The following is a 22,416-nucleotide window of genomic DNA, read 5'->3' on the forward strand; positions in this document are numbered from 1 at the left end:
TAGGGTAATGTCAAGTCAGCAACAAAAAAGTGCTGGGTGACAAGGCGGGGATCCCTCTCTATCGGGTAACCCGTCAACCGCCATCCAGCACAGGTCAGTAACACTAGCGCACAATCGTAAGCTGAGTTAGTTCGATTCCTTTTGTGCGGGTTGGTAGTCTGGTTCCGGAGAAATGCCACCGACCCGATCGGGGGGCCAAAAACGCACCACCGCCCGACCGATGATTTTTTCCTTCGGCACAAACCCCCAATAATGGCTGTCGTAGCTGTTATTGCGGTTATCGCCTAGGACAAGGTACTGACCTTCCGGCACGATCGTGGGGGGCAATTCGTACTGGGGATCCTCTTGGATATAGTTTTCCCGCAGAGCCTGGTCGTTGATGTAAACCCGTCCGCCTTTGACTTCCACCTTATCACCGGGCAATCCAATCACCCGTTTGATAAATGCATCGTGGAAATTCTGCTGTTCCAACGCCGGGGTGGGATTAAACACCACAATATCGCCCCGTTGCGGCGAATTGAACTTGTAGCTCACCTTATCCACAATCAATCGATCGTTGATCTGAAGGGTCGGCAGCATGGAGCCGGAAGGGATGTAGCGAGCTTCAGCCACAAACTGTCGAATCCCGATCGCGAGAAAGGCGCTCAGACCAATGGTTTTTAAACCTTCCAACCAATGATTTTCGTTATTACCGGACATAGGCTCCCAATTTGGCTCAAAAATTATCAAGATTCAGACGATGGGCGCAAAGCATTCTGGGCGAAAGATATCACTCGTTAAAAGACATGAATGGGCACAAAACACCCCTTAATGTTCAGGCAACGACATATTCAGGCAACAACCTTTACGCACCCCTACCAAACAATACAGATATTCTCCCAACGAATGCCACCAATGGATCAACAAACCAGATCCAGACAAGGATCCCCCTGATCAGACCCTAATTTTAATAGTGACCTGATTAAGATACGGACTCTATAAAGATTCATATCTAGTTATACACATCCTCGATCGAGTTATGCACAAGAGTTTACGCCCGACATAGGGGGAAATTACCGTACCATTGACCGTGATGATTCCCCCTAGAGTTCCCCAGTCAAGACAATTTGCGCCTGCTTGTGCCTTCAGAATTCAAGGGTGATCGTCACGATCGGAGGCGGGTAGGTCATCCCCGATCGCGGTACAATTAATACAAATGTACGGCATGGGGGTGAGCTGAGGAAGACGTTAACCTTTCCTGCCTAGTTTTTCCAGCCTTTCCCTTGTACGCTGTCCCTTGTAACCTGTATAGTTGCCTCCCTACTAGATTTCTCTCCCCATGGCTCAGGAAGCTCCCAAAGAAGAACTGAATTTTCAGGCCATTAGCGATCGTCTGCCCCCCCAGAATTTGGAAGCGGAGGAGGCAATTCTAGGTGGGATTCTAATGGATCCAGAGGCGATCGGGCGCATCACCGATATTTTGACCGTAGAGGCGTTCTACCTATCAGCCCATCGCAGGATTTATGAAGCAGCATTGGTCTTGCACCAACAGGGCAAGCCGACGGATTTGATGAATGTGGCCACTTGGCTCCAGGATCACGGCCAACTGGACAAAGTGGGGGGGCAAAGTCGATTGGTGGAACTGTGCGATCGGACCGTTAGCGCGGTGAATATCGACCAGTACGCCCAACTGGTAATGGATAAGTATCTGCGCCGTCGCTTAATTCGAGTCGGCAACGAAATTTCGGCCCTCGGCCACGACACCACCCAGGATCTGGTGGATGTGTTGGACAATGCGGAACAAAAAGTCTTCAACGTAACGCAAACCCGGCCCCAGGAAGGGTTAATGTCTACGGCGGATGTTCTGACGCAGACGTTTGCGGAGATCGAAAGTCGCGCGGTAGGGATGGCATTACCCGGTTTAGCCTGTGGTTTTTACGATCTCGATGCCATGACCCAAGGCTTTCAACGTAGCGATTTAATTATCGTTGCAGGTCGTCCATCCATGGGCAAAACGAGCTTTGTGTTGAATGTTGCTCGTAATATTGCCTCTTACCATAAGCTGCCCGTTGCCGTTTTCAGTTTGGAAATGTCACGAGAGCAATTAGTTCAGCGTTTACTATCCAGTGAAGTTCGCATTGAAAGCAGTCGCTTGCGGGCGGGTCGCATTAGTAATCAGGAGTGGGAGCCATTGGGTCATGCGATTAGTACCCTATCGCAAATGCCGATTTTCATTGACGATAGCCCCAACCTAAGCGTGACGGAGATGCGATCGCGGGCGAGACGGCTCCAGGCGGAAAATGGTGGGGCGTTAGGGCTGATTCTGATCGACTATTTGCAGCTAATGGGCAGCGGGGGCAATGACAACCGGGTGCAGGCATTGTCGAATATTACCCGATCGCTCAAAGCCCTAGCGCGGGAGTTAACAGTCCCTGTAATTGCACTATCACAGCTGAGCCGGAGTGTGGAATCCAGAACCGACAAGCGGCCTATGATGTCTGACCTGAGAGAATCCGGTGCGATCGAGCAGGATGCAGATTTGATTATGATGTTGTACCGCGATGAGTACTACAACAAAGATACCGTCGATCGGGGGGTAGCTGAAGTCATTATCAGTAAACATCGTAATGGCCCCACGGGAACCGTTAAACTGTTGTTTGAACCGCAATATACTCAGTTCAGAAACTTGGCAGCCCCTAACCGAGAATAGTTACAAAGACTTGATTTGCTGAGAATGATCACAGCAATGGTCGAAAATCTTTGCAGGACGTTGATGAATTTCACAGGACGTTGATGTATGTGGGACGATCGCGATCTTTCACCAACCCTCTCCTACTCCGTCAGAGAAAGCAAAAAAGCCAAACGTGTCAGCTTACGAATGTCCCTTGATGGCAATTTAGAAGTCGTGATCCCCATCGGCTTCGACCGTTCCACTGTCCCCGCGATCGTCGCCAAACATCAAACCTGGATTGACAAAACTCAAACCAAACTCGCCACCCAAAATCCGCCCTCCAAAAAAGCCCAACGGGAACTCTTACCCAAAGCGATCGACCTACAAGCCACCACCGAATCCTGGCAAGTGGAATACACCCCCGCCAATCTGAAAAGCATTCGGATCTCGGAAATGGAACCCTACGTCATTCTTTGGGGGAATACGCAGAACGATCGCCTTTGCCGCAAAGCCCTAAAAAGCTGGCTCACCCGCCGTGCCGAAGCCTTTTTGATCCCCTGGATTCAGGCCCTCAGTCAGGACTTGGAGCTGCCCTGCAACCGCATCACCGTGCGCGGCCAGAAAACCCGCTGGGGCAGTTGTTCCAATGACGGAAACATCAGTTTGAACTACAAACTTCTGTTTCTTCCACCGCAGTTAGTCCGTTACGTCCTCATCCACGAACTTTGCCACACCATCCATTTCAACCACTCCCCCTCCTATTGGCAACTCGTCGCCGAAAAAGATCCCCACTATAAAAAATCCGACCAAGCGTTGAAAGCAGCACTCAAGTACGTTCCCCACTGGGTCGATCGGGATTAACCGCCCAGACAACCTCCCTCCCAGCCATCCCTCCCAGAAAGCTTCGGGTAAATGCGCTACCCGTCCCCATCCCTTGATATGCTTGAGCTTTGATAATAAACTTTGCCGCAAGCAGTCCAGAACCTATGCCTGCCACGTTAGAAACCCCTGTGACAACGTTTCCCCTAGCCGCCGTCGTCGGACAGGAAGCCATCAAACTTGCGCTCCTGTTAGCTGCCGTCGATCCCGGCCTCGGAGGCGTCGTAATTTCTGGGCGACGGGGTACGGCCAAATCCGTGATGGCACGGGCGATCCATGCGCTACTGCCCCCGATCGAAGTGGTGGAAGAGTCGATCGCCAATTGCGATCCCAACCATCCCGAGGAATGGGACGACCTGACCCGCGAACAGTACGCCCAGGTTGCAGAAGTTCCCACGAAAATTATTCCAGCGCCCTTTGTGCAAATTCCCCTTGGCGTGACGGAAGATCGCTTACTGGGTTCCGTGGACGTGAGCCAGTCGATCAAGCAAGGGGAAACGGTTTTTCAACCGGGCTTGTTGGCGGAAGCCAATCGCGGCGTGCTTTACATCGACGAAATCAACCTGCTGGATGACCAAACCGCCAACCTGCTGCTGAGTGCCCTGACCGATGGCCGCAACATCATCGAACGGGAAGGTATCAGCGTCCAACACCCCTGCAAACCCTTACTGATCGCCACCTACAACCCCGAAGAAGGCGACCTGCGGGAACATTTACTCGATCGCATCGCCATTTCCCTGTCCGCCGATATGGTGTTGGGACTCGATCAGCGGGTGGATGCGGTCCTGCAAGCCACGGAATACGCCAACAATCCCCGAGCCTTCCTCGACCAGTACGCTGAAGACATTGACGGGCTGAAAACCCAAATTCTCCTGGCGCGGGAATGGCTGAAGGAAGTCACAATCACGCAGCAGCAGATTGAATATCTCGTCAGTGAAGCGATTCGGGGCGTGGTTCAGGGCCACCGGGCAGAATTGTTTGCCATTCGGGTCGCCAAGGCCCATGCGGCACTGGATGGACGCAATGCGGTGAATGCGGAGGATCTGCGCAAGGCTGTGGAGTTGGTGATTGTGCCCCGCGCAACGGTCATTCAAGCGCCACCGCCCGATCAACCGCCGCCCCCACCGCCACCCCCCCCCCAAGCCCAGGATGATCCTGAGGATTCCTCTGACCAAGAGCAGGACGAGGAAGAAAAGGATAACGAAAACGAGACTCAGGACGAGCAAGAAATGCCGGACATTCCTGAGGAATTCATCTTTGATCCGGAAGGGGTGATCATGGATGACTCGGTACTGTACTTTGCCCAAAAGGCCGCCAAGCAAGGGAAATCCGGTAGCCGATCGGTGATCTTTACGGAAGATCGGGGTCGCTATGTTAAGCCGATTTTGCCGCGCGGCAAGGTGCGCCGGATTGCGGTGGATGCCACTTTGCGATCGGCAGCTCCCTACCAGAAATCCCGACGCAGCCGTGCCTTGGAAGCGAATCCCACTAGCCGCAAGCGGGTCTTTGTGGAGCAGTCAGACGTGCGGGCCAAACGGATGGCGCGGAAGGCGGGGGCGTTGATTGTCTTTGTGGTGGATGCATCGGGTTCCATGGCGCTGAACCGGATGAATTCCGCGAAGGGGGCTGTGTTGCGCCTGCTGACCGAAGCCTACCAAAATCGTGACCAGGTGGCGCTGATTCCCTTCCGAGGGGAATCGGCAGAGGTATTGTTGCCGCCGACCCGATCGATCGAAGCGGCCAAACGTCGCCTCGATCGTCTACCGTGTGGGGGCGGATCACCCTTGGCCCACGGGTTAACCCAAGCGGTACGGGTGGGAATGAATTCCCTGCAATCAGGTGATATTGGGCAAGTGGTAATTGTGGCGATTACCGATGGACGGGGCAATGTGCCCTTGGCCCGATCGCTGGGTGAGCCGATTCCTGAAGGTGAAAAGCCGGATATTAAAGCCGAATTGCTGGAGATTGCCACGAAGATCGGCGCAACCCGGATGCAGTTCCTGGTGATTGATACGGAAAATAAATTCGTTTCAACGGGACTAGCGAAGGAGTTGGCAGCTAAAGCGGGTGGGAAATATTACCATCTGCCCAAGGCAACGGATCAGGCGATCGCGGGAGTGGCTCGCAATGCCATCAGCGATATGCGATCGCGGTAGGTTAACCCAATCAATTAACGTCGCGACAAATTCGTGATGTTGCACGATCGTCGGGGCTGCTCCGCAGCGAAGATCGGGGAACTTCTCCCCGCCCCCCTGCAATGTCAGGGGACTCTACTCCCCCGACACCCCCCGAAAGTGAATTCTGCGTCCAAGGACAGGGAATCTGTGAAGGACATTTGTTCATCGAACTTATCCCAGTTCAAAGGTGGTGACGCCAAACAGCCGTTCGATCGGTAGGTTTGGCGTTTCGCCTAAGTACATTCGCGCAGTCTCAAAAGAGATCGTTAGGTTGTGCCGCTGCGCCAGCTCTACGCCTGCCCCATTGGGTTCCGGCACATCTAAAAAAATAGTCGATCCTTCCGGCACCTGAATTTGCAGCGCAGTAAACAATTGCTCGGCGAATTCTGGCCGATCGGCAAACAGTGGCCCAATCTTATACCCCGACTGGCAAGGCCGCACCACACCATATCCAGCTAACTGGCCCCCTTGCACAATCCCAATCGCACAACTATCCGGCTGATTGATCCAGCTTTGCAGAAAAGTACGGCGATCGTCGGGAAAAAAGGGTCGATCGTATTGGTAGACCTGCTCAAATTCGATCGTAGACAACGGCACAATCTCCGCCGGAACATTCCCAGAATGCTCGATCGATCCATGGGAAGCCGTGCCCTGGTAGCGAATATTGCGGTAGGCCAAAGTGAATCCAGATTTTTGATAATTGGCCTGTTGCGCCACCACCCCATCTAGGCCAATGGTACGACCCTGGAGGGCATCCAGCGCCGCATTCCAGATTTTTATCCCATAGCCCTGTCCCCGATATTCCGGCTTAACAATGTAAAACCCCAGAAAGCCAAAGGACGCCCCATATTTCACCGCAGAAATCGCCGCGATCGGTTCATCTCTCAACCATCCCATCCAAAAGCCTTGGGGATCCGCCGCATAGAAACTGGCAGCATCCTGCAAACCGGGGTTCCAGCCTTCTGCCGCCGCCCAAGCGATCGCACCCTCCAAATCCCGCCGCGTCATGGTACGAATTTCATAGGTCGCTACAGTCATAGGAATTACACTTAAAAATCGATGACTCAAAATTTATGACGCAAATTGGATCACCAAGGATTTTGCGGCAAAAGATTTAAGGACAGCGACGATCGCCAGTTCAAGCCATTAATCATCGGGAAATTGCCAGCAGGGGAGATATTGAATCCGTTGACTGCCACATTCGCAGGTTTCCTCCGTCGTGGAAGCAACCCATTCCCGATCGCATTCACGGCAGTGACATAAAATGTTGTTGTAATTCGCCACGGCCAGCGTTTTCCGCCATTGCTCTAAATCATCGGGCCAAAAGGGGGAGGAATTTTGGTTCATGGGGAGAATGATGAATGATTGACGAGGTCACACGCAATAACGGGAGTCATGCAGCCCCAGCAGCTTCTGGGAACCGCCATCCCAAGCCCGAAAACACCCTTTAAAATAGAAAGGGCCTCTGGAAACGCAGGCGGAGTTGAGTTTCAACCCATCGCCTGATCCCATTCTAGAGTTGAGTGCCCTTTTACGAGATGTGAGTGATGTCAATCCCCCCGGAAACCAAAGCCCAACCGACTTCTCAGCCCTTCGGTGCTCCGGGGGAGGAAGCTCCAACGGTCTATCACGATAATTGGTTCGATCGGCTATTCATCTGGCTCTTTTCCAACAAAATTGCCAAGGCCGTGGGGCAGCCCAGTCCCTACCCTGGCTACGATGGATTTGTGCATCTCTCACAAAAAATTATGCAAGGACGGAGTGCGGAGGAACAGCAAGCCCTTGTGGGTATTGTGCTGCGATCGCTCATGCCGGCCCCAGTGCTCTGGGCCATCCGCACCTTTTCCCGACCGACGCCCCTCGTCTGTGAATTAAATGCCTGGTTCGCGACGCAACTGTTTGAATGGTTGGTTGGCCCCTGCGAAGTGCGATCGGTGGAAGTGACATCCCCCACGGGGGAAACCCGAATGCAGCGCAGTGGGGTGCATATCCAGAAATGTCGCTACCTAGAGCAAAGTCGCTGCGTGGGCATGTGCGTCAATATGTGTAAAGTACCCACCCAAGAATTTTTCACTAAGGACTTTGGGATTCCCGTGACCCTGACGCCCAACTTTGAAGACTTCAGTTGCGAGATGGTCTTTGGACAGATTCCTCCCCCGCTGGAAACGGAACAGGCATCCCAACAGCCCTGCTTGAACCAATGTGTGACCGCTTCTTCCTCGATCGTTTGTCCAAAAGTTCACGGATAAATTTCCTCGAACCCCTGAGGAATCCGCATAGAATAGCGAAATTGCCTCCTATAACCGCCGCTCAGACAATAACTTTGGTGGATCAGGAATCTGCTGAGATTGGAGCTGCGTATTCCCTTAGTAACTCCTAGTACAGCAATCACGATGCCCCACTTTGGTATTCTCTGTCCCACCGCCACGGGCCATATTAACCCTCTGGTTCCGGTAGCCCACGAACTCAAACGGCGCGGCCATCGAGTAACCTTTTTCGTTTTTGCCGATGCCTTTGAACGCGTCACTGCGGCTGGATGCGATTGTACGATTGTCGCAGAAGCCGAATTTCCCAAGGGCAGTATTGCTCAGTTTGACGATCGCCTCGGTGAACTCAGCCAACTGAAAGCCCTCAAATTTGGGATGCAGTACCTTGCACAGACCTACGATGTCTCCCTACGCCATGCCCCCGCTGCGATTCAACAGGCCGGAGTCGATGCACTGATTGTCGATCAAGTGTCCTTGGAAGGGGGCACGATCGCGGATATCCTGCAAATTCCTTATATTTCCTTTTGTAGTGCGATCATGTTAAATACTGATCCGCTAGTTCCTCCGATTATCTTTGATTGGTTATACAACCCTAGTTTCTACGGGCGTATCCGAAATCAGCTAGGTAATCGTATTAGTCAAAAAATTTTTAAGCCACTAACGACAACCATTAATTACCATCGCCAACGGTTTGGGTTATCGATCTATCAACATAGCGACGATGCCTATTCTTCCCGTCTGCAAATCACTCAACAGCCCGTGGAGTTCGAATTTCCCCGATCGCAATTGCCTGCGAATTTTCACTTTACTGGCCCACACCATTACACCCTAGCCCGTCCCCCCATCCCCTTTCCCTGGGATCAGATCAATCCACAACAGCCATTAATTTACGCATCCCTAGGTACCTTACAAAATCGGCAGCAATGGATGTTTGAAGCGATCGCCCAAGCCTGCCAAGATTTACAAGCCGACCAAGATTTGCCCGTGCAGTTGGTCATTTCCCTAGGCAACCGCGATCGCGCAATTCCTACCCTACCCGGTCATCCGATCGTCGTCCCCTACGCACCGCAATTGGAACTACTCCAGCAAGCGAGTTTAGTCATTACCCATGCGGGATTAAACACCACTCTGGAAGCCCTGACCCAAGGGGTGCCCCTGGTAGCCATTCCCATCACCAGCGATCAACCCGGCGTGGCAGCCCGCATTGTCTGGTCGGGGGCAGGGGTGATGATTCCGCCCCATCGCCTCACCGTCACCAAACTCAAGCAGGCCATCATCCAAGTTCTGCAACAGCCCTCCTATCGGCACAATGCCCAGCGACTGCAACAGGCGATCGCGCGATCGGGCGGAGTGGTACAAGCCGCAGATTTAATTGAAAATGCTGTGGGACAGCAGAAAAATCTACGTCACTCTGTTTCTACGCAATAGCAACTGCGAGAACCTAGCAAAAACTGTAAGCAGTAAAGCTAGAAACATAAAAAAGGACTGCTGATGAGGCAGTCCAGACAAGGAGCATGAGTATTGTTCAAACTTACAGGGAACTCAAACTTGCGAATGAGTTAACGCTACGAGCCATTGAAGCGAAAGGTGTCCTAGAGTCGAAACTTGAGTCAAACTTGAATCAAACCTGAATCAAACCTATCAATCAAATCCGCGAGTCAAAACCTCAAAATGGCGAGGGAAAGCAAAGACGAAGGGAAGCAAAACAGTGTCCTAGAGTCAAAAAGCTAGAGGATGACTGAAGACCATTAGCCGCATTTCCAGGTAGAGACTAACAATCTTCGGCAACATCTTGCTGGGAAATCCTTAGGGATCGGTTTGCAGCATTTGGGGCTTCAGCATGGTCACCATTTGCTGCACCCCCCGGTGAATCCGACGGGTCACCGTCATCGGGCTAACTCCAATCTTTTCAGCCACTTCCTTACGGGAAAGGTCATGCAGAAAGACATACTCGATCGCTTGGCGGGTTTTGTCTTCCAGTTGGTTTAGTGCTTTTTGCAACTGTTGCCGATCTTCTTCCAAGATTTGCAGGTCTTGGTAGTGGGCATCGGGAATCGTATCGCCTAGGGTCATGGGAGAATCCAACTGCTGGCAAACCGTAGCATCCAGGCTGAGGGGCAGACGGTTCTTGGCAGCCAATTTGCTGTCCCGCCATTCCACCACCGTCACCCCCAACTCTTGGGCGATTTCATCATCCGTGGGTTGACGGTTGAGTTCAGCAGCCAACGCTTCCCGAACTTTTTGACCTTCTTTGTTGAGTTGTTGCCAACGACGGGGAATCTTAACAGTACCGGAGCGATCGCGCAGGAAGTGCAGCATTTCACCTCGGATGTAGGGCACTGCGAAGGAGCTGAAGGCGCAACCTTGGTTAGGATTAAAGCGCTCGATCGCCCGAATCAGACCCAGGTAGCCAATCTGTTCGAGATCCTCGTAGGGTTCTGCGCATTGATGGCTGATACGATGAGCAATTTTGCGCACCAGACCTGCGTTCATTTGCACCAACTGGTTGCGTAACCGCACAGAAGGTTTTGCATGGTATGCAGCCAAGAGTTCCATTCCGCGAGAGCGAACCGTCGTTTGAGTTGCCATCATCTGTAAGTCATCTCTCAATCACCGTTGTCATCATTTTCGATATCCGACCGGGGTCAAACCATCGTCGATCTACGGGAGTCTCTAGGTAGCTCAATTCGGATCCTCAGCACATTTACGTAGAAAATTTGGCGGTTTTACCTGCATAAAATGGCTGAAATCTTTAGCCCATAGGCACTTCAGCCATTGCAGAAAATTTCTCCGACATTCGGCCTAGTGTGACGGATTGTTGCAGCGATCGACCCCAATTTGGGTACCCAGGTTCCCGGTACTGTTTTGGTAGAGGTATCAAAGAGGTATTAATACTCATTGGGCTAGGCCACCTCTCCGTATTACTGAGAAGGGAGACACCCCTAGAGTGGGTTTCCTCCTGGGACGATGACTGACAGAGGGCCTCAGTCAGACTTGCCGAACGACCTTTAGCTAGTGGAAACCATAGAGAGGATCCAAATCCCCTCTACCCAGGCCATCTATGGGGACAGTCTGCCTCCATCAACCCGCGCTAAAATCATCACAGGAAGGCGGGGGATAACCTTGAGGGAAAGTCGAGATTCCCAAAGATTGCGAGGTTATACCGACGGGATCTTCTCAAAAACGTTTTGATTGAGAGGTTTGGATGGATACGGTTGAACTGAAACGCAGCATCGAATTGCTCACTGACCGCCTGGGTAAAACCCAGGACTATCTTTGACGTTCCTGCCTTAAACGCCAAAATTCATGACCTAGAGCAATTGGCCTCCCAGCAGGATTTTTGGGATGACCAAGCCAAGGCCCAGGCAACTTTGCAGGAATTAAACGAGTACAAGTCGCACCTGGAAAGCTTCGATCGCTGGAAGTCGAGCCTCTCTGATGCGCAAACGGTCTTGGAGCTGTTGGAACTGGAGTCCGATGAAAGCCTCCTGACCGAAGCCCAAGAGAAACTGAGCTTTTTGCAGCGGGAGTTGGATCAGTGGGAACTTCAGCAGATGCTGGCTGGCCCCTACGATGCGAAAGGCGCGCGTCTAACAATTAATGCGGGGGCGGGCGGCACTGATGCTCAGGACTGGGCGGAAATGCTGCTGCGGATGTATACGCGCTGGGCGGAGTCCCACGGCTATAAGGTCAGCATGATGGAACTCTCGGAGGGAGATGAGGCTGGCATTAAGTCCGCCACCCTGGAAGTGGAGGGGCGCTATGCCTACGGCTACCTCAAGGTGGAGAAGGGCACCCATCGGTTAGTGCGGATTTCGCCGTTTAACGCCAACGGTAAACGCCAAACCAGTTTTGCTGGGGTGGAAGTCATGCCGATGATTGACTATGACGTGAATTTGGAGATTCCCGAAAAGGATTTGGAGGTCACCACGTCCCGAGCGGGCGGCAAGGGCGGCCAAAACGTTAACAAAGTGGAGACAGCGGTACGAATTGTGCACTTACCCACAGGGATTGCAGTGCGCTGTACGGAGGAACGCAGCCAACTCCAAAACAAAGAGAAGGCGTTGGCAATTCTGAAGGCCAAGCTGCTGGTCGTAGCGCAGGAGCAAAAGGCCAAGGAAATTGCAGAAATCCGAGGCGACATCGTGGAAGCGGCCTGGGGCAACCAGATCCGTAACTATGTGTTCCATCCCTACCAACTGGTGAAGGATCTCCGCACCGGGTCGGAAACGACTGCGATTCAAGATGTGATGAATGGGGAGTTGGATTCTTTCATCGAGTCCTGTTTACGTCAGGAAAATCAGCTCGTGGAAGCCTAATTCTCTGGTCAACTTTGCTTATTCCCTGCCCCTGGTCAGTGAGGCCAACGATCGACCTATGATTACCACCATCATTTCGACGGAAACGTTGCAATTACCCCAGGGAGCAGTGGTTCGCTTGCCGGGAACCTGGCAGGAGTATCAGCAATTAGCGCAGCAGCGAGGCGATCGATCGAATCCTCGAATCAAATTTCGGCGTGGAGAAATTTTACTGATGTCCCCTCTCCCCATCCATGGTCGTGATGCAAATATACTCTCAGATGTTGTAAAAGTCTTACTCGACCATTGCGATCGGGAGTACGACGCCTTCACGCCGATTACGATGGATCTGCCGGAGGAGAGCGGCATTGAACCTGACTTTTGCTTTTACATCGACCATTGGCCTGCGATTTCGGGCAAACATCGGATTAATTGGCAACAGGATCCGCCTCCGGATTTGGTGATTGAGGTAGATGTCACGAGTTATTCTGATGTCAATGATTATTTGCCCTACCGCGTGCCGGAGGTGTGGCTCTGGAAACGGCAAACGCTACAAATTTACCACCTACAAAATCAGCAATATGTCCTGGCAGCGCAGAGTCAATTTTTGCCAGAGTTTGATCTGCCAAACTTGATTCAAACCTGTTTACAGGACAGTTACGATCGCAACACCAGCACTGCTATCCGCAATCTCCGTCAGCGGTTGCAGGGGAAGTAAAGGCGATCGTGTACGACTCCCCATCAATTGACCTTGGCTCTGAAACGCACAAAGCCATGGGAATTGGCGGGAGTTCCCGGTGCAGTTGCATTGGGCAATTCATTATCAGGTGCAGCAAAGCTGGAATTGACAATGTTAACGAGAACAGCGCCCGTCGGATTACCACTGGAGGGGCAGTAGTTCGGAAGTTGGGCTCCCGGATTTAAAAACTCCGCCCGATCGCTATCTGGAACGTTAGTCAGGTTCAAGAGATTGCCGCCCAAAGATAGTTGAATTCCTTGCCCTGGGCCAAAGCTATTCGGTTGGAACGTCATGTGGGTAGGAACCAAATCGCAGAAATAGACATTGCGAATTGGAACATCCCCGGCAGACAAGAAGTAGATGGTATATTCCACATCATCCCCTGACTTCACTAAGCCCGCATCAATTTTGCCAGAGAGGAATGTGCTGATACTGGTGCTGCCATAAGCCGGATCGGAATTCAATGGAGTCGGCCAATTGGGATGATTATCTTCAGTTTGGCCTATGGAAACAATATCATCATCAAAAAATGTGATGGGAACTCCATTAATTGCGGTAATGCGTTTAACCAGTAAAAGATTTGCTGTACTGGTTCCCGTGAGGTTAAATGGCATTGTAGAAACGGCGGTATTATTCGATGTTTGCCCCACGTTATCGATCGCCTGAAAGGAAAGTGAGACATTGACTACACCCTCGATCGGATCAATTTGGAGCGTATTCAGTTGGGCAACGGGGACGGTAATACCACCACTGGGAAAGGTTGCAGCGGTGTAGGCAGTATTGTCGATCGTGAGACTGGTCGTATTGGTTGGAAATGCTGTAATTTTATACGCGGCAATACTTCCATCGGAGTCGGTAGAATCTGTAAACAGAGTAGGCGGAATAGCAACGCTATTGGTATCACCGGGATTAATCTGAATCGGCGCTACTTTGCCAACAGCCATAGGGAGTTGCTCAATGCCAAAGTTGATTTGATTGACATCACTAGTATTGACATTAACCGTTAGTTTTCCATCAGAAACAAAATCAACGGTGCCGCTGAAGTTTTCACCCATCACCACCCAGTTACTTGGCAGTGTCACCGCAGGAGCAGCAGATCCAGGACTAATAGATTCCGTCGTCAATTGAATTGTATAAATAGAATTCGTGATGACATTATTAAACGTATAGGTTCCATCCGCAGCAACTATTGTCGTTGCAACCACCGTATTTGCACTATCCAGCAAGACAGCATTCAACCCCCCTGCGTTGGTTCCCGTTTCGGTTCCATCCTGAAGTTTACTACCGTTAGCATCATTAAACACCGTACCAGACAACGTGACCGGCGTCGGTAGAAAGGGCAGCGTGGATAGAGCGGTATTACTCGATTCTTGGCCTGCATTATCGATCGCGGTAAAAGAAAATTCTACATTGACAGCACCGTCGATCGGATCAACCTGAACTGTATTGAGTTTATCGGAGGACACTGTAACCCCACCTACCGGAAAATTTAGGGCGGTGTAGGCTATTCCATCTATTACCAAACTGGTCAAATTCGTTGGAAAAGCGGTCAGACGATAGGCTGCGATCGTACCATCGGGATCCGTAGAATTCGTGAATAACGCAGCAGGAACGATGGTCGTATTAGTACCACCAGGGTTAAAGAGGTTAGCAGCAATAGTTCCTACAGCAGTGGGGCGTTGTTCAATCCCAAAGTTGCCCCCCGTAACATTACTGGTTGCGACAGCAATACTCAACTTACTATCGACGATCGCATCAACTGTCCCGTTCAGATTTTCGCCAGTGCTCAGCCAGTTATTCGGCAAGGTAATGGCGGGTGGTGCAGCCCCGATCGTGGCTGTTGTCGTAGTAATCAGAACAGAATAGTCGCTATTGGCAGAGACATTGCTGAAACTATAGGTTCCATCAGTTGCCACTATCGTTGTTGCGATAACCTTATTACTACTATCTATTAAAACGGCATTTAATCCACCTGCATTTAATCCAATTTCACTTCCGTTTAAGAGCTTATTGCCATCACCATCATTAAATACCTTTCCAGACACTGTTACCGAGCAACTAGGATCACTGCCCGAAATACTGGTGGTCAGGCTGCTAGAGGTAATCGTTTGATTAATCCCCGTCATCCCCGCCGTGGCGTCATTGGATGTGTTATTCCGAACCAAACCATTAACAATCAAGCCCGCTGCACCACCTGCAACATTTACAGCAGCACCGCCCGTGGTATAGACTGAACCACCCCCGCCCCCGGCCCCAGGGCCATCGGTTTCAGTTGTGCCATTCTCGTTCAAATCGCCACCGATCCCGCCAGTTGCCACGATCGTCAGGCCAGATGCTGTCCCCGTCTGGGTCGTGACTAATACAGTTCCTCCAGCGCCACCACCCCCACCAGCATCGGGTAACGAACCTTGGGGGCTGTCAATCCCATCGGCTCCCCGAGCGGTAATGGTGCCTGCGCCTGTAATGCTGCCTGCGCGAACCAAGACCATACCCCCGCCGCCGCCACCGGCCCCTGCGGGTCGAGTTTGGTTATTAGTATCCCCTGCGCCGCCGCCACCGCCAAATACTAAGCGAGTTGGGTCAACGGGCATGGCTGTCCCGCCGAAGCCTCCCACAGCGGCATCATGGCGAGGGGGAGTCCCATTTCCGGTTTGGGCATTGGCGTAGGAACGCCCTCCTAAACCGCCTGCGCCTCCGTTAGCACCGCCCCCGCCCCCTGCGTTATGTTCGTTACCGCCGCCCCCTGCGTTGGCGGGTGCGCCACGTCCTTCATCGCCGTTGGGATAGCCGGAAGTCAGCAAATCATCGGTAGCAGTGGTGCTGCGAACGTTGAAACTCCCGAAGGGTTGTCGTGCCACAAACCGGGGGGTTCCCGCAATGCCTTCCCCTTTGGGGGCATCAATTCCGACGAGAGACCCTTGGCTGGTGGTGCGGAAAGTGGAGGTTGCGCCACTGGTTGCGGGGTTGGGGTTGGAACCGCCCCCTCGGAAGCCTAAACCATTGACATCGATCGTGCTGCCTGCGGTAAAGTTCAAGGTACTTTTAACATCGATCGCGACAATCCCCCCGGAGCCCCCGTTCCATTGGGCAGCGGTGGTCAAGTTTCCGGTAATGGTTGCACTGCTATATTGCGGGACTCGAACGACCTGGAAAGACCGTCTTCCTGCCGATCCAGCCGCTGCGGCGGTGCGGTAGGAATAAATGGTTCCTTTGGTTAAGGGAATGGTTCCTCCAGACATTGGCCCTGCCGCCACTGCGTATTCGTATCTACCTGCATTATTGAGATTGGTATAGCCACTGGCACCTAATGGAGGCGGCACGATCGCAGTATTAGCGTTAACATCTCCAGCAATGCCGTTACCGTAGGCATCAGTATTACTGGAGTCAATATCTGCATCCTGCATTTGAATAATTAACAGCAAGTCTCCCTTTGCGATCGGGGTAGTATTACCATTAGGGTTAATGCTGCCTACTGTGACTGAAGTAGAACCCACGGCAACTGTTCCGCTGCCTGGATAATAGCTATTGACAATTCCACTAACTGTAGCCGTACCATCTTTCCCAGGCACCGCACAAATTCCTGTTTGATTCGCTTGAACGGGCGGTAAAATGATGACGCTTTGAGGTAAGAGCAACGTACTCGCTACGATCGCTCCTATCCATCGAACTGAGCTTTGAGGCCATTTGGGAGAAGCAATGGGGTTCTGCGCCACCGTAGCATGGGTAAGATTTGCTTGATGATAAGGTAATTGATTAATTGTTTTGAGATTGCGCAGAAAAGGTCGCATCACAGGTACCCTGAGAAAACAAGACAGACAGATAGATAGATCGACACGCTAATTCAGACCTAGTTTTAGAACTTCAAGAGTGAAAAATATCAGGAATGATTTTGTAAGAGAAACTAATAATTAAGGAACATTAGTCTTCCATAAAAACTGATGAACATGCCCAATGAGTACTCTGCGATCGCAAGTACTGCCATAAATAGCTCAGGGCATTTTTTTGGTAATATTGACAGTTATTTTGGAATTTACCTTGATAGTTGGCGTAAATTACCTGTTATTCAGAAATGACAACATAGCGTCATCGGAGGTGATCCAATGTTGCGACGACAGATGACGAAAGATCTAAGAAAAAGGAATTGAAAGAAAGCCGGAAGGACAGTTATTTAATCTTTTCTAAATCTGTGCAGTGAAACCGGACTGTCTTTTTGATTTTTTCTAAATTTTCAATAATCCAATGTCTTTTTGGATTGGGAATACACTCTTTTGTGGAAATTACGTACAAAAAAAGCGGGAGCAATCAGGCATCCCGCAAAAATTTATGAGACTCAGCGCAAGCTCTCTCTAGGAATCGGTTTAGTTGACTTTGGCCTTGAAGCGTACAAACCCGTAGGAATAGCTGGGGGTGCCGGGAGCTGTTGCGTTGGGCAATTCGTTGTCTGGCGCAGCAAAGCTGGAATTGACAATGTTGACTAGGACGGCTCCGGTGGGGTTGCTGGCGGAGGGGCAGTAGGTGGGGAGTTTAGCCCCAGGATTGAGAAACTGTGCCCGATCGCTGTCTGGAACGTTGGTTAGATTCAAGAAACTACCACCTAAGGACAGTTGGATGCCTTGCCCTGGGCCAAAGCTATTGGGTTGGAAGGTGGTATTGGTGGGGACTAGGTCGCAGAAGTTCACGTTTTTCAGGGGGACATTGCCTGCTGAGAGGAAGTAAATCGTGTATTCCAAGTCGTCCCCAGATTTCACCATACCTGCATCAATTTTTCCGGATAGGAAGCTGCTGATGCTGGTACTCCCTAAGCTACCATTGGCATTTAACGGAGTCGGCCAGTAGGGATGATTGTCGTCATCTTTCTTGGCGGAGGTGGTGTCATCATCAAAGAAGTTGATGGATGTTCCGTTAATTGCGGTAATCCGTTTCACGAGTAGGAGGTTAGGGTTATTAACCACAGCTGCCGTGAAGGGTAACGTTGCAGTGGCAGTATTGCTGGATTCTTGACCTGCGTTGTCGATCGCTTTAAAGGAAATCCCGACACTCACTGCACCGTCGATCGGATCAACTTGAATTGTATTTAACTTCGCAACTGGGACTGTTACTCCACCAGCGGGGAAAGTCCCTGAAGTGTAAGTTACACCGTCGATCGTAATACTGGTGGTGTTGGTGGGGAATGCTGTGATCTTATAGGACGCAACAGTACCATCAGGATCCGTTGAGCCGGTGAACACTGTACTAGGAACAGACACATTGGTTGTCCCCCCCGGATTGGTTTGGCTAGCAGCAGTACCACCCACGGCGGTTGGTAGTTGCTCAATCCCAAAGTTCACACCGGTTAGATTACTCGTTGCAACAGTAATACTGAGCTTACTATCTACCGTTCCATCAATCGTTCCACTCAAATTCTCACCAGTACTCACCCAGTTACTAGGTAAAGTGATAGCAGGGGGTGCAGAACCAACCGTAGCTGTTGCAGTCGTAATTTGAACCGTATAACTTGCATTTGCAGGGACACTGTTGAAGGTATAGGTACCATTAGCCGCCACAGCCGTTGTTGCAACAACTTGATTGCTACCATTAACCAACACTGCATTCAAACCACCGCCATTCGTACCAATCTCAGCCCCATTGAGTAGCTTGCTACCATCCGCATCATCGAATACCGTACCAGACACCGTGACATTGCCTGCGGTAAAGGGTAACGTCGAAATCGCAGTATTACTGGATTCTTGACCCGCATTGTCGATCGCTTTAAAGGAAATCCCGACACTCACTGCACCATCGATCGGATCAACAACCATCCCGGCTAACTGCGCAGTCGTGACCGTCACCCCCCCAGCAGGGAAAGAGGCAGAGGTGTAGTTGGTACCGTTAATCGTGATGCTAGTAGCATTGGTGGGGAATGCTGTGATCTTATAGGACGCAACGGTGCCATCGGGATCTGTTGAGCCTGTGAAGAGGGTACTGGGAACAGAGACACTTGTGGTTCCACCCGGATTGGTTTGGCTAGTCGCTGTAGCACCTACTGCGGTCGGCAGTTGCTCAATCCCGAAGTTGACACCAGTTACATCATTTGTTGTCACTGCAACTGCAAGTTTACTATCTACCGTACCGTCAACTGTGCCATTCATGTTTTCACCCGTACTCACCCAGTTACTCGGTAAAGTAACAACGGGGGGAGCAGATCCAATGGTTGCATTGGCAGTCGTAATTTGAACTGTGTAATTCGCATTGACAGCAACATTACTAAAACTATATGTTCCATTAGTAGCAACAGCTGTCGTTGCTACAACTTGGTTGTTACTGTTAACTAAGACTGCATTCAGGCCACCAGCATTTGTCCCAGCTTCAGCACCATTTAGAACCTTACTACCATCTGAGTCATCAAATACATTTCCAGACAGCGTGACGACGGGATAAGTAATTGTTGTAGCATCATTTACAGCAACTGTATTAGGATCATCAGAGACAACTCCAGGAACTAAGTTTCCCAAATAAAATACTGTCCCTTGGTTCACAATACTTGCAGGGGGATTAACTGCATTTAAGCTCACCCGATATTTGAGTGTTACTTGATAGCCAACACCTATGCCAACAACACCATTTATCAAACCAGGAGAATTAATATTTCTCGCAGTTTGGAAGGGGAAAGTACCACCACTACCGTCAGTCACAGCAGTACTATTCATTTGAGTGCTACCAGTCACATAGGTTGCACCTGCTGGAATGGCATCAGAAAAGGTTGCATTCGTAGCAGGCACGGTTCCTGTATTGGTAATTGTAACCGTGTACTCAACTACATCACCAGGCAGAATTGTACTTCCTGCACTACCCCCAACTTTAGCATAGCTCTTTAAAACTGTTAGGTTTGGTGTAGGTTGAGCACAACTCCCAAAATCACTCCCTACAATACCAGACCCTAAAGATGAACTACCAACCGAAGTTGCAGTACCTGTATTAGTATTAATCGAAAAAACAGTATTGGTCGAACTACTATATGCAAACAGCTTACCACCAGAGCCAAAAGCAACGCTATTAAAGGTAGCTCCTGTCGTGGTTGATAGTAAATATGCTGTTCGGGTATTTATATCAACAGTATATAAGTTAGCATCATTAAATAAGTAAAGAACTCCATTCCCATCAAACGCCATATCACCATTACCTGCAAGCGATAACGGTTGATTAGCACTGTCCTTCAGCGTGATCATTGAACCAAGTTGTGAGCCATCAATGGGATTAACTTCATAAATCCCTCCTGCATTAGTGGCCACATAAAGTTTCCCATTTGGTGCAAATGCTGCACGGATTGTTACTTCTCCTGCCGGAATTGTAAAACTTCCAGATAGGGTGGTGTTGGTATTTGTGCTTGGATCCCACACATAGGTTTTAATAGTGCCGCTCCTTGACACATAAAACATCTTCCCAGTACTGGGCTGAACAGCATTAGCCGCACTAAGAATTCCGCTAGTAACCGTCCCTACTTGAGTATAAGCACCCGTGGTTTGATTTAAAGTATGAATCCTACTAGTGGTATTGCTATCTAATGCGTAAACCGTAGAGCAATAGGCAGGTTCTGCATGAACTTTTGGAGTTGCAATGATATAGTTTGCTGCAACTACACTCAATACACCTATCGCTCTACATGTGAAAGTACTAAATGACCTCAATGATGGAGATAATCCAATCATTGATTGCGGTTTTACTTGTACAGATTGCAAAGAAGGCAACGAAAATTTCATAGCTAAAGTCCTGAAGTAAAGAAGAAAGTCCTGAGGGCTAACGAACTAACAAGGTAAAGTTCCGTGGTATCTCGGAACCCAACACATAGCTAGAAACTACTCTTAGTTATCACTACCCATCGATCGCACCACTGCACTCCGAGATGCCTCCGAGGTACCATAATCCGAATGGGTTGCCACTGCACTCAACCGATCGCCATTTTGCAACTGCTCCAAACGGGTGACAAACTTGCCACTACCATCCGCTTTAGCTGTCGCCACAACGTCCGTGATGAACTCCCGGCCATCCTCTAGCAACTGCACACGATAAATTTCAATCTCTGCATTGGGAACTGCACTGCCCACTAATTCTACAGACCCATCCAGCAAACTGATCAAAAATTCTGGACTGATCAACTGCGGTGCATCCATTCCTCGGTTCGCACTGTGCGATCGACTGGGGTAAGCACTCATGGGCAAATTCCGGCCATCACCATTCTGATAATCCGATGTGCCCGTCCCATAGCGTGTCACCAAATCCAGACTCAGCCCCTGCAAACTGCCAAACTGGTTATTCACCACCTGATTGCGCACCGTTTCCGGATAGGCCGCCATCACCACCCCTGCGCCCACCTGCTCTAGGATGCGATTCCCCACAATCCGGTGATCGTTCCCCATCAAATAGATCGCAGCTTGACGAACCTTCCTCCCGTTGCCCTTCAGGGTATTCTCACGAACCTCGATCGCGCCTTCAGACTTAAACAAATAAATCCCACTGCCGCCATTGTCCAAAACTTGATTACCAATCACCTGGCTATTAGCAATTTTCCCCTCCAGCCGAATTCCATCTGGCATCCCCTGCAATCCATTTTGATTAATCTCATTGTTCTCAATAACGAGATTAATCGCCATCACACCCGTGATAATCCCGCTTCCCTGATTCTGGAAAATTCGATTATTCTTAACGGTTGTTCCTACACTATTCCAAACGTAAACCCCAAAACTGGACGGCAATGCCCGATCGTCCTTCGCAACCGTCCCCAACACATTCTGCTCAATCACCACATCCTTGGGAGCCGCATCTCGATCGATCGTCACCTCCGGCACCTGCTCCCGATTCCCGATCGTGATATTGCCCGATGGCTCAAGGTAATCCTGACGATCGTGCTGCCGAAACCCAGCCATCTGCAAACCGCGCACCGTCACCCCATCCGCCAAAATCGACAATCCACGGGGAATATTCACCCCTGACGCGGGTTGAATGGCAACAATGGGCGTTCCTGGTTGATACTCCGGTTGACTCGTACCATCGATCGTCATCCCTACAGCCATCAACGACGGTAAAGGTTGGGTCAGTAAAATTTGGGTCTGATTCTCGGGTAAAGCAAACTGGATGATCGATCGGTTTTGCCCACCATAGGTCTCCCCCGGATTCACCATCACCGGACGGCTCACCTGCTTCTTTTCAGCGGGAGTCAACTGGGCCATGGACAATGTTCCATTGACCAACGCGATCGCTTCCCGCAACGTGATAACATCATCCGGCTGAACGGTATCTTGATTGCTATTCACAACCACCCGAAGCGCACTTCCCGCAAAAGCAGGTGAACTTAAGCTCCCAGCAATTCCTAACATTCCCGCCGTCAAGAAAGCAGAACGGAGCCAACGATCATTGCGATTCATAATAACCT

Annotated in this window: 14 protein-coding genes; 7 read left to right on the forward strand and 7 right to left on the reverse strand. The window is 50.7% G+C overall.

Features of this window, described 5'->3' with window-relative positions; translation table 11 throughout:
- Positions 1-126 precede the first annotated feature (126 nt).
- Complete coding sequence (gene lepB / locus H6G21_RS21020; protein WP_190575612.1) at positions 127-699, reverse strand: signal peptidase I; 573 nt, start codon at positions 697-699, stop codon at positions 127-129.
- Positions 700-1,318: 619 nt separating this feature from the next.
- Here lepB and dnaB point away from each other — a divergent pair.
- The 3 genes from dnaB to bchD all read left to right on the forward strand — a co-directional run bounded on the left by dnaB (position 1,319) and on the right by bchD (position 5,685).
- The gene (dnaB, locus tag H6G21_RS21025) at positions 1,319-2,689 is read left to right on the forward strand and encodes a replicative DNA helicase (protein ID WP_190575614.1); all 1,371 of its coding nucleotides are present in this window, start codon (positions 1,319-1,321) and stop codon (positions 2,687-2,689) included.
- Positions 2,690-2,776: 87 nt separating this feature from the next.
- Entirely contained in the window at positions 2,777-3,511 is a 735-nt protein-coding gene (locus H6G21_RS21030; protein WP_190575616.1) for a SprT family zinc-dependent metalloprotease, read from the forward strand.
- A 125-nt stretch (positions 3,512-3,636) separates the two neighbouring features.
- Positions 3,637-5,685 carry a magnesium chelatase ATPase subunit D gene (gene bchD / locus H6G21_RS21035; protein WP_190575618.1) on the forward strand — a complete coding sequence of 683 codons (2,049 nt, stop codon included), beginning with the start codon at positions 3,637-3,639 and terminating at the stop codon, positions 5,683-5,685.
- 192 nt (positions 5,686-5,877) lie between these two features.
- Here the strand turns inward: bchD and H6G21_RS21040 are convergent, their stop codons facing one another.
- Both H6G21_RS21040 and H6G21_RS21045 read right to left on the reverse strand, forming a co-directional pair.
- Positions 5,878-6,744 carry a GNAT family N-acetyltransferase gene (locus tag H6G21_RS21040; RefSeq protein WP_190575620.1) on the reverse strand — a complete coding sequence of 289 codons (867 nt, stop codon included), beginning with the start codon at positions 6,742-6,744 and terminating at the stop codon, positions 5,878-5,880.
- A 108-nt stretch (positions 6,745-6,852) separates the two neighbouring features.
- The gene (locus H6G21_RS21045; protein WP_190575622.1) at positions 6,853-7,053 is read right to left on the reverse strand and encodes a hypothetical protein; all 201 of its coding nucleotides are present in this window, start codon (positions 7,051-7,053) and stop codon (positions 6,853-6,855) included.
- A gap of 200 nt (positions 7,054-7,253) precedes the next feature.
- Between H6G21_RS21045 and H6G21_RS21050 the strand changes: the two genes are divergently transcribed.
- Both H6G21_RS21050 and H6G21_RS21055 read left to right on the forward strand, forming a co-directional pair.
- Entirely contained in the window at positions 7,254-7,955 is a 702-nt protein-coding gene (locus tag H6G21_RS21050) for a beta-carotene isomerase domain-containing protein (RefSeq protein WP_190575624.1), read from the forward strand.
- A 144-nt stretch (positions 7,956-8,099) separates the two neighbouring features.
- The gene (locus H6G21_RS21055; protein ID WP_190575626.1) at positions 8,100-9,401 is read left to right on the forward strand and encodes a glycosyltransferase; all 1,302 of its coding nucleotides are present in this window, start codon (positions 8,100-8,102) and stop codon (positions 9,399-9,401) included.
- A gap of 378 nt (positions 9,402-9,779) precedes the next feature.
- On the opposite strand, the gene H6G21_RS21060 is transcribed toward H6G21_RS21055, so the two are convergent.
- On the reverse strand, positions 9,780-10,562 hold the full coding sequence (locus tag H6G21_RS21060) for an RNA polymerase sigma factor SigF (protein WP_190575673.1): 783 nt from the start codon (positions 10,560-10,562) through the stop codon (positions 9,780-9,782).
- Positions 10,563-11,178: 616 nt separating this feature from the next.
- Between H6G21_RS21060 and prfB the strand changes: the two genes are divergently transcribed.
- Positions 11,179-12,292 (forward strand): peptide chain release factor 2 gene (gene prfB / locus H6G21_RS21065; RefSeq protein WP_190575628.1). Its coding sequence is split into 2 segments (ribosomal slippage): positions 11,179-11,250 and positions 11,252-12,292, totalling 1,113 coding nucleotides; the frame shifts between segments, so codons are not numbered across the junction.
- 61 nt (positions 12,293-12,353) lie between these two features.
- The gene (locus tag H6G21_RS21070; RefSeq protein ID WP_190575675.1) at positions 12,354-12,989 is read left to right on the forward strand and encodes a Uma2 family endonuclease; all 636 of its coding nucleotides are present in this window, start codon (positions 12,354-12,356) and stop codon (positions 12,987-12,989) included.
- 23 nt (positions 12,990-13,012) lie between these two features.
- Here the strand turns inward: H6G21_RS21070 and H6G21_RS21075 are convergent, their stop codons facing one another.
- The 3 genes from H6G21_RS21075 to H6G21_RS21085 form a co-directional block, all read right to left on the reverse strand.
- Entirely contained in the window at positions 13,013-16,798 is a 3,786-nt protein-coding gene (locus H6G21_RS21075) for a hypothetical protein (protein WP_190575630.1), read from the reverse strand.
- A gap of 570 nt (positions 16,799-17,368) precedes the next feature.
- Positions 17,369-20,746: a DUF11 domain-containing protein gene (locus H6G21_RS21080; protein ID WP_190575632.1), complete on the reverse strand. Its 3,378-nt coding sequence runs from the start codon at positions 20,744-20,746 to the stop codon at positions 17,369-17,371.
- Between the two features lie 102 nt (positions 20,747-20,848).
- On the reverse strand, positions 20,849-22,408 hold the full coding sequence (locus H6G21_RS21085; protein ID WP_190575634.1) for a right-handed parallel beta-helix repeat-containing protein: 1,560 nt from the start codon (positions 22,406-22,408) through the stop codon (positions 20,849-20,851).
- Positions 22,409-22,416: the final 8 nt, after the last annotated feature.

Source organism: Alkalinema sp. FACHB-956, from assembly GCF_014697025.1.
Lineage (GTDB): Bacteria > Cyanobacteriota > Cyanobacteriia > Leptolyngbyales > Leptolyngbyaceae > Alkalinema.